Source organism: Pseudomonas sp. WS 5027 (assembly GCF_012985695.1).
Classification (GTDB): Bacteria; Pseudomonadota; Gammaproteobacteria; order Pseudomonadales; family Pseudomonadaceae; genus Aquipseudomonas; species Aquipseudomonas hygromyciniae.
This window is the reverse complement of sequence record NZ_JAAQWU010000004.1, coordinates 191,727-208,557: the sequence shown is the minus strand read 5'-3', so window position 1 is coordinate 208,557 and position 16,831 is coordinate 191,727. Positions and strand designations below refer to the sequence as shown.

General features: G+C 60.6%; 9 protein-coding genes and 1 pseudogene. 5 read left to right on the top strand and 5 right to left on the bottom strand.

The features are described from left to right. Nucleotides 1-6: 6 nt before the first annotated feature. Together HBO09_RS07405 and HBO09_RS07400 are read right to left on the bottom strand one after the other, a co-directional pair. Nucleotides 7-3,372 carry a calcium-binding protein gene (locus HBO09_RS07405; protein WP_169998693.1) on the bottom strand — a complete coding sequence of 1,122 codons (3,366 nt, stop codon included), beginning with the start codon at nt 3,370-3,372 and terminating at the stop codon, nt 7-9. 117 nt (nt 3,373-3,489) lie between these two features. Further along, nucleotides 3,490-3,930: a carboxymuconolactone decarboxylase family protein gene (locus HBO09_RS07400; protein WP_169998691.1), complete on the bottom strand. Its 441-nt coding sequence runs from the start codon at nt 3,928-3,930 to the stop codon at nt 3,490-3,492. Between the two features lie 163 nt (nt 3,931-4,093). Here HBO09_RS07400 and HBO09_RS07395 point away from each other — a divergent pair, with 163 nt between their 5' ends. Beyond that, the gene (locus HBO09_RS07395) at nt 4,094-5,527 is read left to right on the top strand and encodes a PLP-dependent aminotransferase family protein (protein WP_169998689.1); all 1,434 of its coding nucleotides are present in this window, start codon (nt 4,094-4,096) and stop codon (nt 5,525-5,527) included. A 25-nt stretch (nt 5,528-5,552) separates the two neighbouring features. On the opposite strand, the gene HBO09_RS07390 is transcribed toward HBO09_RS07395, so the two are convergent. After that, nucleotides 5,553-6,206 (bottom strand): DNA-3-methyladenine glycosylase I, encoded by a 654-nt coding sequence (locus tag HBO09_RS07390; RefSeq protein WP_169998687.1) that lies wholly within the window; start codon nt 6,204-6,206, stop codon nt 5,553-5,555. A gap of 217 nt (nt 6,207-6,423) precedes the next feature. Here HBO09_RS07390 and HBO09_RS07385 point away from each other — a divergent pair, with 217 nt between their 5' ends. Continuing rightward, the gene (locus tag HBO09_RS07385) at nt 6,424-7,749 is read left to right on the top strand and encodes a C4-dicarboxylate transporter DctA (RefSeq protein ID WP_169998724.1); all 1,326 of its coding nucleotides are present in this window, start codon (nt 6,424-6,426) and stop codon (nt 7,747-7,749) included. Nucleotides 7,750-7,761: 12 nt separating this feature from the next. Here the strand turns inward: HBO09_RS07385 and HBO09_RS28820 are convergent. Next, a pseudogene (locus HBO09_RS28820) lies at nt 7,762-7,887 on the bottom strand (outer membrane lipoprotein carrier protein LolA); the annotation flags it as partial. Between the two features lie 12 nt (nt 7,888-7,899). Between HBO09_RS28820 and HBO09_RS07380 the strand changes: the two are divergent. Together HBO09_RS07380 and HBO09_RS07375 are read left to right on the top strand one after the other, a co-directional pair. Next, nucleotides 7,900-8,601, top strand: coding sequence for a FadR/GntR family transcriptional regulator (locus HBO09_RS07380; RefSeq protein ID WP_169998685.1), 702 nt, complete (start codon nt 7,900-7,902; stop codon nt 8,599-8,601). A 15-nt stretch (nt 8,602-8,616) separates the two neighbouring features. After that, on the top strand, nt 8,617-9,294 hold the full coding sequence (locus HBO09_RS07375) for a GntR family transcriptional regulator (RefSeq protein ID WP_169998683.1): 678 nt from the start codon (nt 8,617-8,619) through the stop codon (nt 9,292-9,294). Nucleotides 9,295-9,592: 298 nt separating this feature from the next. Here the strand turns inward: HBO09_RS07375 and HBO09_RS07370 are convergent, their stop codons facing one another. Then, on the bottom strand, nt 9,593-14,452 hold the full coding sequence (locus HBO09_RS07370; RefSeq protein ID WP_169998681.1) for an NAD-glutamate dehydrogenase: 4,860 nt from the start codon (nt 14,450-14,452) through the stop codon (nt 9,593-9,595). Between the two features lie 512 nt (nt 14,453-14,964). Here HBO09_RS07370 and HBO09_RS07365 point away from each other — a divergent pair. Continuing rightward, nucleotides 14,965-16,713 carry a DUF6543 domain-containing protein gene (locus tag HBO09_RS07365; RefSeq protein WP_169998679.1) on the top strand — a complete coding sequence of 583 codons (1,749 nt, stop codon included), beginning with the start codon at nt 14,965-14,967 and terminating at the stop codon, nt 16,711-16,713. Nucleotides 16,714-16,831: the final 118 nt, after the last annotated feature.

Sequence of the window (16,831 nt, the reverse complement as noted above, 5' to 3'; positions counted from 1 at the left end):
CCAGAGTTAGTTAAGTGACACACTTACACGCATCAGGTCAGCCGACGTCACGTTGCGCGCGGGCTCAAGGTCGGCGCCCCAACGATCGAGCAGCATGTCGTAATGAATGGCGCTGGCGGTGCCGTCCGCCAGTTGCACGCCGAGCACCCGCAAGCGGCGCGCGGTCAAGGTTGAGTACTGGCGGCGCAGGCGCAGTTGCTGCCAGACATCGGCAATGGTCAGGTAACGCGAAGCATCCAGTTGCACCAGGAAAACGCTGCCCAGATCGAGCCGGATCTCGTACCGATCACCTTCGAGGGTCAGCACACTCAATTGCTCCAATGGCACCTGCGGGTCCGTGACCGCTGGCAGGTTCAGCGTCACGCTGCCCACCTTGAGCGTGTGATCGACGAGGCTGATCTGGCTGTGGTCGATGACCTCATCCAGGCCGCTGGTGTTGATCAGCCATGTGGACGCATCCGAGGTTTTCGCCAGGGCACCGGGCGTCGACAAGGCAATGGTCACCCCGGTGCTGGGGTACACCGCGTATACCGACCCGCGCCCCACCAGCGCGTAGGACTGACGATGGGGCTCAGCCGGGATACGCAGGGTCTGCGGCTGCGATTGCAGCCATACGCCTTTGGCACTCGGCGGCCGGAAAAACCCATAGGTGCCGACCCTCGCCACCAACGCCGGCCGGCCTTCGAAGGCCCTGAAGCCTGGCTGGGCACGGTCTTGCAGGTAGGATTGTTGCAGTGCCTGGACTCGATAAGACACGCCATCCTTGAAGACCAGCACGAACTCACAGTCGAGCTTCAGGCTGGCGGCGCGGATGTTGGAAACGACATGGGTGCGCATTGCCGCGCGGTCGCTGGCGAAATCGGCCAGGACCAACCGCCCGCCATCCGCGAAGGTCAGCGTCAAGGTCACATCGCTGTAAGTCAGTGAGTCGACCGCACTCTGGCTGCGCAGGGTCACGCGATACCCGGCCATAACCTCGATCAGTTCCTCGGTGCTGTAGTCCAGGTACAACGTACAGGCGGTGGTGCCGCCGTGGATTCGCACCCGCGCACGCTTCTCGGCCGCGCCGCGCTCGACAAAGCAGCGGGTCGACAGGCCGAACGGCACCACAAATTCGCCGCTCGCCAATACACGCTGAAACGTCGGCGCAGGGTTGGCCGAGCGGGCAGCCACCTTGATCGGCTGATCGCCCTGCGCACTCAACAACGGGGGCAGAACCGGCTCCAGCGTGTAACCGTCCGCCGTCAGCAGGCGCAGGTTATGGCGGGCCAGGCGCCGCTCACCGGACTCACGCAGGTAAAGGTTTTCAATCCTGACCAGGCGCTCTGGCAATTCGCCGTCGAGGCCGCGCAAGGAGCGGATCACCAATGCGCAGTCCTGGATCACCCAGGCGGCAATGGTGGACAGCTCCCACCCCAGCTCGATCAACGTGTCGTCCTGCCAGTGCTGCTCATGCAGCGTGACGGTGCCTCGGTTGCTGGCGATGATGTAGCGGTCGTTGCCCGCCCCACCGTCGACCCAGGCATCGGCGCCGTTGACGATGATCGTGTCATCGCCGGCCCCCGCCTCGATCCGGTCGTTGTTGCCTTCGGCGATCAGGAGATTGGCCTGGGCCGAACCTTTGACATGACTGGCCATACCCGCCGGGGTCGCGACGTTCTCGATCGAGTCCAGGTTGATCTGGTTCGACAGCCCGCTGCGGCCGGCATCTTTGCGCCGGGTGACGCGGCCGGCATCCAGGTCGATGGCAAACCCCTCAATGCCCTCGACATACGATTGATGGTTGCTCAAATGCAACGTATCGCTGCCACTGCCACCGTGCAGTTCGCTCGCCATACCGGAGGTGGCAGCGGCGTCTAGCGTATCGGGCGGCAGGTCAAACACAAACTGGTCATCGCGTATCCCACCGGTGAGTCGTTTGTGCCCCGCGCCGAACTGAAAGATGTTGCGCATCTCCAGCAGGCCCCGGATGTCGTCGTTGCCCCCGCCCAGGCGCCAGAGAATCGCTGCATGGGTGAACGGCGCCCCGAGTACCACACCGGGCAATTGGCTCACCCCGGCGTGGGAGCCATCGAATACATCGTCAGCGTCATGGATGGCCGGTGCAGTGCTGTCCAGATAGGGTTGCTCTCCCGCCGCCTCGTCCCAACGGTGCTTCCACTGCCGCACAGGGATCATGCGCACCTCGAACCGACCATTGACCACCGCGTGTACGGTGCTCTTGAGCGCACCGCGCATCCACTTTTCGGCCACGTCGGTGAGATAGGCAGCGTGCTGTTTTTCCATCCTCGCCAGCAGATAGCGGTTGCGTACATCCTCGTCCAACTCACGGCCTGCAAACGACAGCCAGCCGGCCCTCAAGCGCTCAGACACGCTCAGCTCGATGTAGTCGTCAATGTCATCCACCTGGCGTACCGCGCTGTAGATCTGCGCCCCGAGAATCAGCACGACGGCCGCGGCAATCCCCAACGGCCCGGCATAGCTGAAGCCTGCCAGCGCGGCGATCCCCAGCACCACGCCCAGTGCCGCACTGGCCAGGCTGAAACCGGCATTGACGTAGTGGTCCATCGCCTCCTTGCCCTGGGACTTCGCCGCGTCCTTGAGTGACTGCACCGCACTGTAGATGTCGAACGGCAGGGTTAATACCTGGGCAAACAGGCCCGCGCCGCGCCGCAATAATTGGCCTACGGTGCTCGCACAAAACCCCTTGAACACGCGCCCGCCGTTCTCCAGCATGCGCTTGCCCAGGCGCTCCAGGGCCAACTCCAGCGCGTTGGATGTCAGCTCGGCGAGCAACTCGGCACCGGCGGCCAGGGTCTGGCGAATGTCACCGGTCCTGATGGCCTGGGCCAAGGCGTTGATCGCGCTGTAATAGCCATAGACCTGCAGGCCGGTACCCATTGCTTCCAGGGTACGGCTTCGAGGGGTGTCCACCCAGGCGGGCAGGCCTTCACGTTGTAGGATCTGATTGAAGTTGGTGTTCTGCACGGCGCGCAGTAAGTTGTCGAGCCGGCTCATCGTGTCACTGCTGTCCGGGCCCGGCGCCATCTCAAGCAGCGGCTTGGCCGGGGTTGAGCGTAATGCGGCGAACTCGAACAGCAGGCTAGCGCTGTTGTCACTGCCGGTCACGTCCGCGCCCAGGAATGCCTTGAGCTCCGGGGCCGCAAAGCGAATCGAATCAAGCAGCGTCTGGTCAGCCTCGCGCCCAGCCAGGTGTCGCGCGCTGATGGGCCTGCCCTCTATCTGCGCGCCCATTTCAGCCAGGACGGTACGGCGAACGGGTAAAACACCGACCAGCAGATCCCCCAGCCGGGTGTCCAGATCGGCCAGTTCCAAGGATGCGTCCACTGCGGGTGTATCGGGTTGAGTCATGAGTCGTTCCCTATGCCATGACGTGGGTCATATGGTTTGCCGGCAACAGGTGCCTGGCATAGGGCGATGGTGCTACGGCCCACAAGCGCCGCAGCGGTAGATCTTTATCCCGGGGGGTTATTCTGGCGGCAACTGGCCAAAGGCGACGGCCAGGCGATTCCAACCACAGATGGTCGTAACCGCCATGGTCAGGTCCACCAGGGCCTGTTCGCCGAACTCGGCGCGGACGGCGACGAACAGCGCGTCCGGCACGCCCGCGCACGCCAGCAGCGCCGTGGCCTCGCTCCATTCCAGGGCGAGTTTTTCGCGGCGGCTGAACAGCGACGAATCGCGCCACACACACAACGCCAACAAGCGCCGCGTGCTCTCGCCCCGCGCCAACGCCGCCATGGCGTGCATGTCACTGCAAAAACCACAGTGGTTCAGTTGCGAGACGCGGATCCTGATCAGGTCCAGCAAAGGCCTGTCGATGGACAGCTCGAACAGCGTCGCTTCGAGCACCATCATGCCTTTAAGCGCTTGGGGCGAAGCCGTGTAGTAATCCAGACGCGGTTGCATAGAGGGCGGCCTCGATGGGCAAAGACGATGGCCGCCAGCTTAAAACCGCGCAGGCCCCAGCCCTATAGCCAAAGTGACGCTTTATGCCTAGACCGCCTTGGCCGTAGGCGCGCCCTGAGGTTGCGGGTAATCTGGGCGCAGTCTGACCGCCTCTGGATGCACCATGGAACTACACGTCGTCATCAATGGCCGCAAGGATCTGGCCGAACAGCTGTATCGGCAATTGCTCGCGGCCATCCAGTCCGGGCGCCTGGCCTCAGGTGCGCAACTGCCACCCAGCCGCCTGCTGGCGGAGCAGTTGGGGGTGTCGCGCAAGACCGTCTCCGATACCTATGCGCTGCTGACCTATGAAGGGCTGCTGGTGGGGAAGGTCGGCCGTGGCACCTTCGTCAGCAGCCAGGCCAACCGCCCTGCCCGGCGCCAGGACGCCGCCGACCTGGCCTGCGCCGCCCACCTGGCCAAATGGCAGGCACTGCCCTCGCCCATGCGCCACCCGACCCGCGACGGCACCTTGCGCTGCGAGTTCATCGGCGGCGCCACCACCCGCAGCCTGTTCCCCCAGGACGAATGGCGGCGCTGTACCCTCGACGCCTTGCGCCGCACGGCCCAGAACAGTGGGTTTTATAGCCAACCTGAAGGCCTGCCGGCCCTGCGCAGTGCGATTGCCGGGCACATCGCGTTTTCCCGGGGGGTCAACTGCCGCGACACCGATATTGTGGTGTGCAATGGCGCCCAACAAGCCTTGGACCTGATCGCCCGGGTGGTGCTGGAACCGGGCAGCCTGGTCGCCATGGAAGACCCCGGCTACACCCCCGCCCGCTTGATGTTCGAGGCCGTGGGGGCGACGGTGGTCAGCGTGCCGGTGGATGCCGAAGGTATCCAGGTCAGCCAGATTCCCCAGGGCACACGGCTGATCTATGTGACGCCCTCACATCAATTCCCCCTCGGCATGCCCATGAGCCAGGCTCGTCGCGAGGCGCTACTGGCTCGCGCGCTGGCACTGGGCGCGATCGTCATCGAAGACGACTACGACAGTGATTTCCGCTACGAAGGCCGCCCCACCCACTCCCTGCAAAGCATGGACGAGCGCGGCATTGTGGCTTACGTCGGGACCTTCTCCAAAACCCTGCTGCCGGACTTGCGCCTGGGCTACGCGGTACTGCCGCCGGCGATCCATGGCGCAGTGGTCAAGGCCAAGCAACTGACCGACCAGCACACCTCGACGCTGGCACAATGGGCACTGGCCAAGTTCATCAGCGAAGGTTACCTGCTCAAGCACATCCGGCGCTGTCACACCGTCTACGCTAACCGCCGCGAGCGCATCCTCAGCCGCCTGGCCGGCGACTTGTCACCCTGGTTCGAAGCCGTACCCAGCGTGGCCGGGTTCCACCTGGCAGCGCTGTGCAAGAGGCCGGTGAACATTCCCTTGCTGATCGAGCTGGCGCGCCAAATGGAAGTCGGGCTGTACCCATTGGATGTGTTTTTTCATGAGGCACCGGTGCAGTGCGGCCTGATGATCGGCTTTGGGGCCATCGAGACCCTGGATATCGACCCGGCGCTAGACAAGGTGCGCGATATCCTCCAGCAGATTGACTGAGGGGGTTGCCAGAGGATTGGCTAGCTCACGCCATTTCGATGTGGCAGCACTGGGGACGCTTGAACTGGCGCCGCAGGTCTTCGATCGGCTGCCGGCAGGCGCAGCCTTGCAGGTGGTCGTTGACCATCCCCATCGCCTGCATGAACGCATACATCGTCGTCGGTCCTACGAAGGTCCAGCCGCGTTTCTTCAAGGCCTTGGACAAGCGCACCGAAGCCGGCGACGTGGGGTTGCCCGTCCAATAGGCCATATCCACCAGCGCCGGGCGCTCGTCGGCCCCAGGTTCGAAAGCCCATAGCCACGCAGCCAACGAGCCGTACTCGTCCACCAACTCACAGGCGCGGCGCGCATTGTTGATGGTCGAGAGAATTTTGGCGCGATTGCGCACGATGCCCGGGTCGGCCATCAGGCGCTGGACATCTTCCTCGGTGTACTGCGCCACCCGGCGAAAATCAAAACCCTCGAACGCCCGGCGAAAGTGCTCGCGCTTGCGCAGGATGGTGATCCACGCCATGCCGGCCTGGAAGCCTTCCAGGCAGATCTTCTCGTACAACGCAGTGTCGTCGGCAACCGGGACGCCCCATTCGTGGTCGTGATAATCGGGGTATTCAGCGGCGGCCGTACGCCAGGTACAACGGGTCAGGCCTGTTTCGTCGGTTGTCAGTCCGGGCTTATCCATGCGTCACCTCAGCAGCCAAGCCTAGGATGATAAGCGAAAAAAATTCCACGCCGCCAACCGCTCAAGCATCAGGGTTACCGAGCAACTGGTAAGACCGGTCTCGTCAAACCCCCGCTTTCCCCCTTGTAGTTTGCAAAAAACCGAGCGTAGACTGGCCACGCACTGGACTTACCGGTCAGACCACAACAATTAAGCCCTGGACCCACCAGGGCACCGAATAGAGATCCTTCCCATGCTCAGATGGTGCTCGCGTTCGATTTTCCTGCAAGTCGTCATAGGCCTGATGCTCGGCATCGCTTGCGGCTTGGCCCTTCCCGAATTCTCCACACAGCTCAAACCCCTGGGCGACGGCTTTATCAAGCTGATCAAGATGCTGATCGGCCTGATCGTGTTCTGCGTGGTGGTCAGCGGTATTTCCGGGGCCGGCGACTTGAAAAAAGTCGGGCGCATCGGCCTCAAGTCGGTGATCTACTTTGAAATCCTCACCACCATCGCCCTGGTGCTCGGTCTGGTGCTGGCCTTCAGTACCGGGATCGGCAGCGGCGCCAATATCCACCTGGAGCAATTGTCTTCGGCCGGCCTCAATGAACTGGCCGACCGTGGTCAGCATATCAAGGGCACCAGCCAGTTCTTGATGGACCTGATCCCCAATTCGGTGATCGGCGCCTTTGCCGACAACAACGTCTTGCAGGTGCTGTTGTTCTCGGTGCTGTTTGGCAGTGCGCTGAACCTGGTGGGTGAAGCAGCCTCGGGCATTTCGCGACTGATCAATGAGTTGAGCCATGTGATCTTCCGCATCATGGGCATGATCGTGCGCCTGGCGCCGATCGGTGTATTCGGGGCCATCGCCTTTACCACCAGCACCTACGGCCTGGATTCACTGCAACATCTGGGCAGCCTGGTAGGCCTGTTCTACCTGACCTGTATCGCCTTTGTCGCACTGATCCTCGGCGCAGTGATGCGCCTCTCGGGCCTGCGTATGTTGCCGCTGCTCAAATACCTGCGCGAAGAACTGCTGATCGTGATGGGCACCGCGTCTTCTGACGCCGTGTTGCCGCAGATCATGCGTAAACTGGAGCACCTGGGCATTGGCAGTTCCACTGTCGGCCTGGTGATTCCCACCGGTTACTCGTTCAACCTCGACGGTTTCTCGATCTACCTGACCCTGGCCATCGTGTTTATCGCCAACGCTACCGGCACGCCGTTGTCGATGACCGACCTGCTGACGATCCTGCTGGTATCGCTGATTACCTCCAAGGGCGCCCACGGCATACCGGGCTCGGCTCTGGTGATTCTGGCGGCGACCCTCACCGCAATCCCCGCCATCCCGGTAGTGGGCCTGGTGCTGGTGTTGGCGGTGGATTGGTTTATGGGGATCGGCCGGGCGATGACCAACCTGATCGGCAACTGCGTGGCCACCGTGGCCATTGCCCGCTGGGAAAAGGACATTGATATCCAAAGGGCCAACAAGGTGCTGGAAGGGCAGCAAGGGTATGCATTCCAGGCCAAGAAGCCGGTGTTGCCGGCGCACCAGGAGTTCTGAACCTTCCCCACACACTGTCGGAGCGAGCCTGCTCGCGAAAAACTTCAAGGCACCGCGCGCACCCAGTCTGCCCGCGTTATCGTTGACGATTTTCGCGAGCAAGCTCGCTCCTACAGTTGATGGGTTATTTAAATTCAAGGAGCCCACGACGTGATCAGCACTTCAACCGTCGTCAATTCAGTCGTAGAAAAACTGCGCGCCGCCCTGGCGCGAGGCCAATGGCAGCGCGGGGAGATGCTCCCCGGCCAGCGCGAACTGGCCGAACAACTGGGCATCAGCCGCCCCAGCCTGCGCGAAGCGGTGATCGTGCTGGAAACCCTCGGCCTGGTGCGCTCGATGCCCGGCAAAGGCGTGGTCGTGCTGGAAACCAGCGTCAACGATCCCCAAGCCCATGACGCGGTGGCCGATGCCAGCCTCGCCGACATCCTGCAACTACGCTACACCCTGGAGCCGTTTATCGTCGGCCTGGTGGCCCAGTCCATCACCAGCAAGGAAATCGGGCAACTGCGCCTGACCTTGATGGACATGCGCGAAGCCCTGGAAGCCAACGACAGTGAAGCGGGGATGAACGCCTACATCGCTTTCCACGAAGAGTTGTTCGCCCTGACCTCCAACCCGATCTTCCAGAACGTGGTGCAACAAACCAGCAACGCCCTCAAGCAAAGCGCCCAGGTGTTGCGCAACTCGCCCGAACACCTGGCCGAACGCCTGCAGGAAAACGAAGCCGTGGTGCGCGCGATCCGCAACAAGAACAGCGCCCTGGCCAGCGCCGAAATGCGCCGCCACATCCTCAACGAGGGCCAGCGCATGGGCACGGCCCTGAACATTCCCGACGATCATCTCGGCAGCTGACTTTGGAGACTGGCCATGAGTGCTCACGCCCTGCAACGCAACATCGTTGTCACCGCCCCGCCCGCCATGCGCCTGGTAGCCGGTAAACGGCCGTCGGTGGAGGATCTCTACCCGCGCCTGTTCGATGCCATCCTGGAACAGCGCATCGTGCCCACCAGCCGCTTTACCGAAGAGGGCCTGGCCCAGGAATTTGGTGTCAGCCGCAGCGTACTGCGCCGGGTCCTGGCACGCCTGGCCGAACAGCAAGTGATCATCCTGCGCCCCAACCTGCGTGCCCAAGTGGCGGCGCCGAATGCCGAGCAGGTGAAACATATTCTTGAGGCGCGGCGCTTGATGGAAGTGACCGTGGTGCAACTGGCGTGCGTACAGGCCACCCCTGGGCAGGTGCGGCGCCTACGCGAACTGGTGGCCCGCCAGCGGGCGTGCGTCGAACAAGGCCAGCAAGGCCCGGCCATCCGCCTGTTTGGGGAGTTTCACCTGTCGCTGGCAGCCATTGCGGGGAACCGACCGCTGGCGCAGTTCCTCAATAGCCTGGTGCCGTTGACCTCGCTGGTCATTGCGCGGCAAGGAGCGTTCACCGGAGCCTGGCGTGAGCAGGCAGAGATTGTCGAAGCGGTGGAGCGCAGGGATGCGGGTACGGCCGCAGGAATGATGAGCCGGTATCTGGATCACCTGGAGTCGAAGCTCTCGTAAGCCCGTGGCGATCAACATGTGGGAACTGGCCTGCGATAGCGGTGGGTCAGTCGATGCATATGTGGCTGAACCACCGCCTTCGCGAGCAAGCCCGCTCCCACAGGGGGTCTTTGTCGGGCAGAGTATTTTGGCCACACCACAAATCAACTGTGGGAGCTGGCTTGTCGGATCGCCGCACCGCTGCGATGGCGGTGGGTCATCTGATACATCTTTTGGGCTCCTACATTGAACCGGATGAAAACAAAAAGCCCCGTATCTCGCGATACGGGGCTTTTGTTTTTAGCGCTCTAGCGGCTGATTACAGCACCGCTTGACCACTCATTGCCAGGTCCAGCAGTTCACGGTTGGCCACCGCGTACATGGCGTAGTCCGTACCCACCGCAGCACGGATTTCCACCATCATCGCGCGCCAGCGCTCGACCATGCTCGCGTTCTGCTCCAGCCACAGGGCCACGCGGGCTTCCATGTCTTCTGGCGCATCGGCCATTTGCAGAACCTTGATGGTGATCGCCCGTTGCTGCCAGTCCACGTCATCGCGGAAGGCTTCGCGGGCCTGGGCCTGCCAGTTGTTGCCCACCGGCAGATCGCTGATCTGCTGCAGGTACCACGGCAGGTCCAGGGCGCTGCCCACGGCGAAGTAGGCCTTGGCCACATCGGCGGCGCTCTGGCCGGTCACGTCGGCGGCTTCGATGATCGGCAGCAGGGTGTACAGGTGCGTGGTACCCGCAACCATGCGCGCCAACAACTCCGGAACGCCGGCTTCAACATAAGCCTGGTAACGGTTCTGCCAGCCTTCGCGGGTCGGGCCTTCCAGCAGTTCGTCGAGCTTGAGGCCCAACGCCGCCAGATGCGGGCCGAAGTGCGCCACATCACGCGCCGCATCCTGCTCGTTGCGACGGCTGCGCAGGAACCAGCGCGTGGCACGGCGACCCAGGCGCATCAGCTCATCCATCAGCGCCAATTGCACTTCAGCAGAAACCTGGTGATCCAGGGCTTCGATCTGACGGAACCAGTGCGGGAGGTGGAAGATGTCACGCACGATCACATAGGCGCCAGCCACGTTGGCCGGGCTCATGCCGGTCGACTCTTTGAGTCGTTGCACGAAAGTGATGCCCATGTGGTTGACCAGGTCGTTGGCGATCTGGGTGCTGACGATCTCGCGCTTTAGGCGATGGCGACGCATGGCCTCGGAGAACTTGGCCACCAGGCTCGGCGGGAACGCAGTCTCCATGTCACGGGTCAGGTAGTCGTCATCCGGGACCAGGGACTTGAGCAGGGCTTCCTTGAGGTCGATCTTGCTATAGGAAATCAGCACCGACAGTTCCGGACGGGTCAAGCCCTTGCCGGTCGCGGCGCGCTCGACGAGCTGCTCCTCGGTCGGCAGGTACTCGATGGCACGGTCCAGCTTGCCACGGCCTTCCAGGTCGCTCATCAGGCGCTTGTACTCGGCAGCACGCTCGTAGGCTTTGCGCGCGGCCAGGGACAGGGCCTGGGTCTGCTTGTAGTTGTTGCCCAACACCAGGCTGCCGACTTCGTCGGTCATGCTCGCCAGCAACTGGTTGCGTTGCTTGTCGGTCATGTCGCCAGCCTGCACCACTTCGTTGAGCAGGATCTTGATGTTCACTTCGTGGTCGGAACAGTCCACACCACCGGCGTTGTCGATAAAGTCGGTGTTGGAACCGCCGCCATTGAGGCCGAACTCCACGCGACCCAGTTGGGTCATGCCCAGGTTACCGCCCTCGCCCACCACCTTGCAGCGCAGCTCGTTGCCGTTGACGCGCAGCGCGTCGTTGGCCTTGTCGCCCACGTCGGCATGGCTTTCGGTGCTGGCCTTGACGTAGGTGCCGATACCGCCGTTCCACAACAGGTCCACCGGCGCCTTGAGCAAGGCGTTCAGCAGTTCGGTCGGGGTCAGCTTGTCGGCCTGGATGTCAAAGCGCTCTTTCATCTGTGGCGAGATGGCAATGCTTTTGGCGCTGCGCGAGAAGATACCGCCGCCTTCGGACATGATGCTGGTGTCATAGTCCGACCAGGCCGAACGCGGCAGCTCGAACATGCGCTGGCGCTCGACGAAGCTGGTGGCCGGGTTCGGGTTTGGATCGATGAAGATATGCAAGTGGTTGAAGGCCGCGACCAGTTGCAGCTTGTCGGACATCAACAAGCCGTTGCCGAACACGTCACCGGCCATATCGCCGACGCCCACCACCGTAATGCTGTCTTGCTGCACGTTGATGCCGCGCTCACGGAAGTGACGCTGCACACCCACCCACGCGCCCTTGGCGGTGATGCCCATTTTCTTGTGGTCGTAACCGGCCGAGCCACCGGAAGCAAAGGCGTCGCCCAGCCAGAAGCCGTAGTCGATGGCGATGCCGTTGGCGATATCGGAGAAAGTCGCGGTGCCTTTGTCGGCGGCCACTACCAGGTACGGGTCATCGTTGTCGTGGCGTACCACGTTCAACGGAGGCACCAGAGCGCCGTCTTTCAGGTTGTCGGTAATGTCCAACAGGCCGGAAATGAAGATGCGGTAGCAGGCGATGCCTTCAGCCGCGATCTCGTCCCGACTGCCGCCCAATGGCAGGCGACGCGGCAGGAAGCCGCCCTTGGCGCCGACCGGCACGATCACCGAGTTCTTCACCTGCTGGGCTTTTACCAGGCCCAGCACTTCGGTGCGGAAGTCTTCTTCACGGTCGGACCAGCGCAGACCGCCGCGAGCGACGTTGCCAAAGCGCAGGTGCACGCCTTCGACGCGCGGCGAGTAGACGAAGATTTCAAACTTCGGTACCGGCTTGGGCAGCTCGGGAATCGCGTGGGGGTTGAACTTGAAGCTGAAGTACGACTTGTTCTGGCCGTTGGCGTCAGTCTGGTAGAAGTTGGTGCGCAGGGTGGCCTTGATCAGGTCCAGGTAGCGCCGCAGGATGCGGTCTTCGTTGAGCACCTGCACATCGTCCAGGGCGCTGAGGATCGCTTGTTCCAGACGCTGCTGCTTGTCTTCCAGGTCATCGGCGGTGAGCTTGCGCGCCAGGTAGAAGCGGGTCTTGAACAACCGGGTCAACTCGCGGGCGATGTCGGTGTGGTTGTTCAGGGTACTGGCGATATAGCCAAGGTCAAAGCCCAGGCGGATCTGCTTCAGGTAACGGGCATAGGCACGCAGCAGCGCCACGTCACGCCATGGCAGGCCGGCGGTCAGCACCAGGCGGTTGAACGCATCGTTCTCGGCGTCGCCGTTGACGATATGCACAAACGCGTCCTGCAGGGTGTCGTTGAGTTGCTGGATATCGAGGTTCAGGCCTTCGGCGGCGGTGAACGCAAAGTCGTGGATCCAGAACTCGCGGCCATTGGCGTGGCGCAGACGATACGGGAACTCACCGAGCACGCGCAGGCCAAGGTTTTCCAGGATCGGCAGCACGTCGGACAACGCCAGTGGGGTGTCGGCGTGATACAGCTTGCAATGCAATTCCTGCTGGCCGGTCACGTGGCCCAGGGGCTGATAGAAGCTCATCACCAGCGGCTTGGCTTCGGTCAGGTTCAGCAGGTGTTGCATGTCGACCACGGCCGAATGCGCGGCAAAGCGCTCGCGGTAGCCTGCGGGGAAGCCTTTGGGGAAATCCGCCAGCACGTTGGTGCCGTGGGCTTCGCCGAAGCTCTCGACCACAAGGCTGGCGTAATCGTCCTGCCAACTGCGGCAGGCCTGCACCACTTCTTTTTCCAGTTGAACCGGGTCTATATCCAGGCGGTTCTTCGGGTCAACCCGCAGAATCAGCTGTACACGAGCCAGCACGGATTCGGAGAAGAACGTCCAGAACTCGCAGTCCGAAGCCTTCAGGCGATCCATCAGCACTTGCTGGATCTTCTGGCGTACTTCGGTGGAGTAGATATCACGCGGCACGTAGGCCAGGCAGTAGCAGAAGCGACCGTACGGGTCTTTGCGCAGGAACACACGGATCTTGTTGCGTTCCTGGATCTGCACGATGGACATCACGGTGTTGAACAGCTCGTCGACCGGGGTCTGGAACAGGTCATCACGGGGCAATACTTCAACCACCTGAGCCAACTCTTTGCCCAGGTGAGCCTTGGCCTGGAAGCCCGAGCGGCGTTCGATTTCCGCGACCTTGCGGCGGATATACGGAATCACCCGTACGCTTTCGCCATACACCGACGAGGTGTACAGGCCCATGAAGCGGTGCTCCTTGATGACCTTGCCGTCGGCACTGATCTCGCGGATCGACACGTAGTCCGGATACGCCGGGCGGTGCACGCGGCTTGGGTGCGCTGCCTTGGCGAACGAGAGCACGCTCGGTTCACGCAGGTAGGCCACGGCATAGTCTTCAATGCGCAGGTCTTCGGCGGTGAGGCCGGCACGCAGCAACTTGGTCAGGCCGAGGAAGGATTGGGCGTCATATTCAATATGACCGCCATCCGCCCCGTCACGTACCACGAACTCTTCGTAGCCGAGGAAGGTGAAGTGGTTGCCCACCAGCCACTCCAGAAAGTTCTTGATCTCGGCTTTTTCTTCGCCGTCGATAGCGAACTGGCTGGCGTCGATACCGGCCAGCAGGTCTTGGACCTTGGCTTTCATCGGTTCGAAGTCGGCCACGGCCACGCGCACTTCACCCAACACCTGCTCAAGCTCTTTGCTCAGCACGTTCAATTCGGCGGCATTGGCGCAGCGGTCGATTTCCAGGTACATCAACGATTCTTGCAGGACGTCTTCGCCCTGGGTGCCTTTTGGCAGGATTTCCAGCAACTCGCCCTTTTTGCCACGGCGCACACTGAGTACGGTGGTTTGCAGGGTGTGGATGCTGTAGCCACGGCGGTTCAGCTCGGTGCGTACCGAGTCCACCAGAAATGGCAGGTCATGGTGCAGCACTTCGACCGCAGTGTGGGTCGACTGCCAGCCATGACGTTCGTAATCGGGGTTGTAGACCCGCACTTGCGGTTGGGTGTGATCAAAGCGCTCAAGCAGGCGCCAGGCAGACAGGGTGCAACCGGCCAGGTCGGAAAGGCGACGCTGTGTCAGTTCGTCCAGGGAAATGATGCCGAAAAATTGTTCAGCGAACAGCGCCACTTGTGGCAGTGCCTGTTCACTGATGTGCTGCGCCAGTGCCGCTTGCAGTTGATGCTGGAAGTCGGCTTTGCTGGCTGCGGTGAAGAACGCCATCTGTGGTACTCCGCTTGGGCTTGTTATTGATGGAAGCGTCGCGTGTTATCCCCTTGCGGGGAGACCGTCAGCGCTGTTCGTCGAGGCTGATAAATAAGCACCATAAACGAATCAGGGTGACAGGTGGGTGAAGCTGGACAAGACGATCAGGTCACATCGGATGTGCCACTGGCCAGGCGACGGAACGACGGGCAGGTCAGGGCCATGGCAGTGCTCACAATAGGCAGGCACATCCGTTGAGCAGCTTAACGAGTGTGCCGACACGCGTGCTTGCCCCTCTGCGACATATTCGGTCAACGCTAGGTAGCCGATAACACCACGCATCAACCCGCAAGCCTACTGTTGGCGTATCGATAGTCTGTGTTGCAAGAGCCGATAGTTTTTGGCAATGGAGTGTATTGCTGCACATTCGCCAATCAAATCAGGACCGCACTGCCCGTATTGGCGGTAGTACTCCAAGCAGTCCCCTTCACCAAGGACGGCTCATTCCTGATAAAAGAGTGAGGCTCGCTATGAATTCCATTTATTCGCAATTCAGCCCCAATCTGTTTGCCTTGCACATGGCCATCCAAAGTGCCGTGGTGCCTGAGCAGAAAACCGCCCCCGAAGCAGCGCCTTCCACTCCAGTTTCTTTCACACCAAACAGCGAGGCCCTGCAGAATCCCAAGTGGATTTCCCAGTATGCGAAGTGGAAAAAAGATAGCTTTGGCAAGACCGATCAGTGGAAGGATGCAAATATTGCGGCGCACCTGAAAGTTTTTCGCGAGCATGATAAATCGGTGCAATCAGAACTCGGCATTAAAGACTACGCCCTTACCTACCATGTAGAGACGCCCGAGGGGCGTGCGAGTACGCGGGAACAGATAAGGCTTCATTACGAAAAGGAATATGGGATTGATCCCGACAAAACCTTCCTGATGACATTTGCCTACAATGTCAGAGGCCACACGCCTCCCTATCCTGGAACTGTAGTCAGCAAAATATCCCTGACCGATGCCGCTATAAAAAACCTACAAGACACCCCTGGCCATCCTCAATTGCCGAAGATCTCTTTCAACAAACATGCCAGTAACCCACCGCCCATCGAAATCGTAGATAGCTTGACAATAGGCAGCCAACGCAACTCAGGACGTCATGGTTACCTCAATAATTCGAAAGGACTCAATACCCAGCAATATGAAGGGATTTACGTAGAACCCGGCGCCGGAAAAAAAATCTACGATGCCTCCAATCAATCCCCTATCAGCCCCAAATCATTCCGTGAATACGTGTGGGATACCAGTTTCAGCAAATCCCACAAAGCCAATCTGGATAGCTTCTGGAACGGCTACAGAAATACGTACACCACCTTGTCCAAGATGTCTTTTGCCAGCGCAGCGCACAAGCAATTTGCAGAGGGCTCGCTGACACGGGAAGGTCGAGATATCGCGCTGCGTGCAACGAACATCAGCACAGATAAACCCCTCGACTCGTTGACGGCTAAAGACTTTCAGCAAGCCTATGCCCAAGATCCCAAACTGGACATAAAAGAGCTCGCTTTTGAAGGGCGCGTCGCTTCGGGCATCATGTCTGTGACAGATAAAACGACACAGAAAACGCTGCTCTATATTCCAGGCAACTCGTCCCCCATTCATGAATTCGCCAACCTTACAATGATGCGCAAATGGTTGACCGAGCAAATGACGGACAAGGCAAAACGCGATCAGTTTGCTGAACACTTCAAACTCAGCGATCGCACGGACAGTGTGTGGGAGTCCGGAGTTGACGTTCACCTTGAAAAAGTCGGAAGGTTTTCAAGCCTGCACACCGACTGGCCCGAAGACAAACCCTTTGGCGGTAAAACCATCGAGGGCGATCCATTCCAACATGTGCAGAGCCGTGTTGAGGCCTATACCTATAACAACACGGATGCGGGATACGTCAGCAACGACGACGTGAAGAAAAAAAATGTGCTGACAGAGCTCAAGAGTATTAACAGCTCCCTTATTGTACTTGCCCCGTTGTCATTGGCTTTTCCACCCTTGGGCTTCGCCCTCTTACTCTTTGATGGCGGCATAGTGGCGACAGAAATAGGCTTTGGTATTGATGACCATATAAAAAACCGACCTGGCGCGACTGACCGTATCACCTTTGGGTCCTTGAACGCAGTGAAGATAGTGACCAAAGACTTGCTCGGAAGAACGGTGACGCCGTTAGTAAAACCTTATATAGAATCCAAGGTTGTCCCGCTGTTCGTACCACAAATTAACCCTGTGACTTGACCCTTTCGCTCACCGGTAGATGATGCCCTGTACTCCTGAGCAGGGCGTCATCTGCATCCCTGAGCAAAAAACGCCATAATAGTGAACTTACGCCCCAATTCGCCCTTATTGCTCTAGG

What these genes read in the sequence shown, in the direction of transcription:
- HBO09_RS07405 (WP_169998693.1), bottom strand. Translation starts at nt 3,372, where the DNA reads ATGACTCAACCCGATACACCCGCAGTGGACGCATCCTTGGAACTGGCC.
- HBO09_RS07400 (WP_169998691.1), bottom strand. Translation starts at nt 3,930, where the DNA reads ATGCAACCGCGTCTGGATTACTACACGGCTTCGCCCCAAGCGCTTAAA.
- HBO09_RS07395 (WP_169998689.1), top strand. Translation starts at nt 4,094, where the DNA reads ATGGAACTACACGTCGTCATCAATGGCCGCAAGGATCTGGCCGAACAG.
- HBO09_RS07390 (WP_169998687.1), bottom strand. Translation starts at nt 6,206, where the DNA reads ATGGATAAGCCCGGACTGACAACCGACGAAACAGGCCTGACCCGTTGT.
- HBO09_RS07375 (WP_169998683.1), top strand. Translation starts at nt 8,617, where the DNA reads ATGAGTGCTCACGCCCTGCAACGCAACATCGTTGTCACCGCCCCGCCC.
- HBO09_RS07370 (WP_169998681.1), bottom strand. Translation starts at nt 14,452, where the DNA reads ATGGCGTTCTTCACCGCAGCCAGCAAAGCCGACTTCCAGCATCAACTG.
- HBO09_RS07365 (WP_169998679.1), top strand. Translation starts at nt 14,965, where the DNA reads ATGAATTCCATTTATTCGCAATTCAGCCCCAATCTGTTTGCCTTGCAC.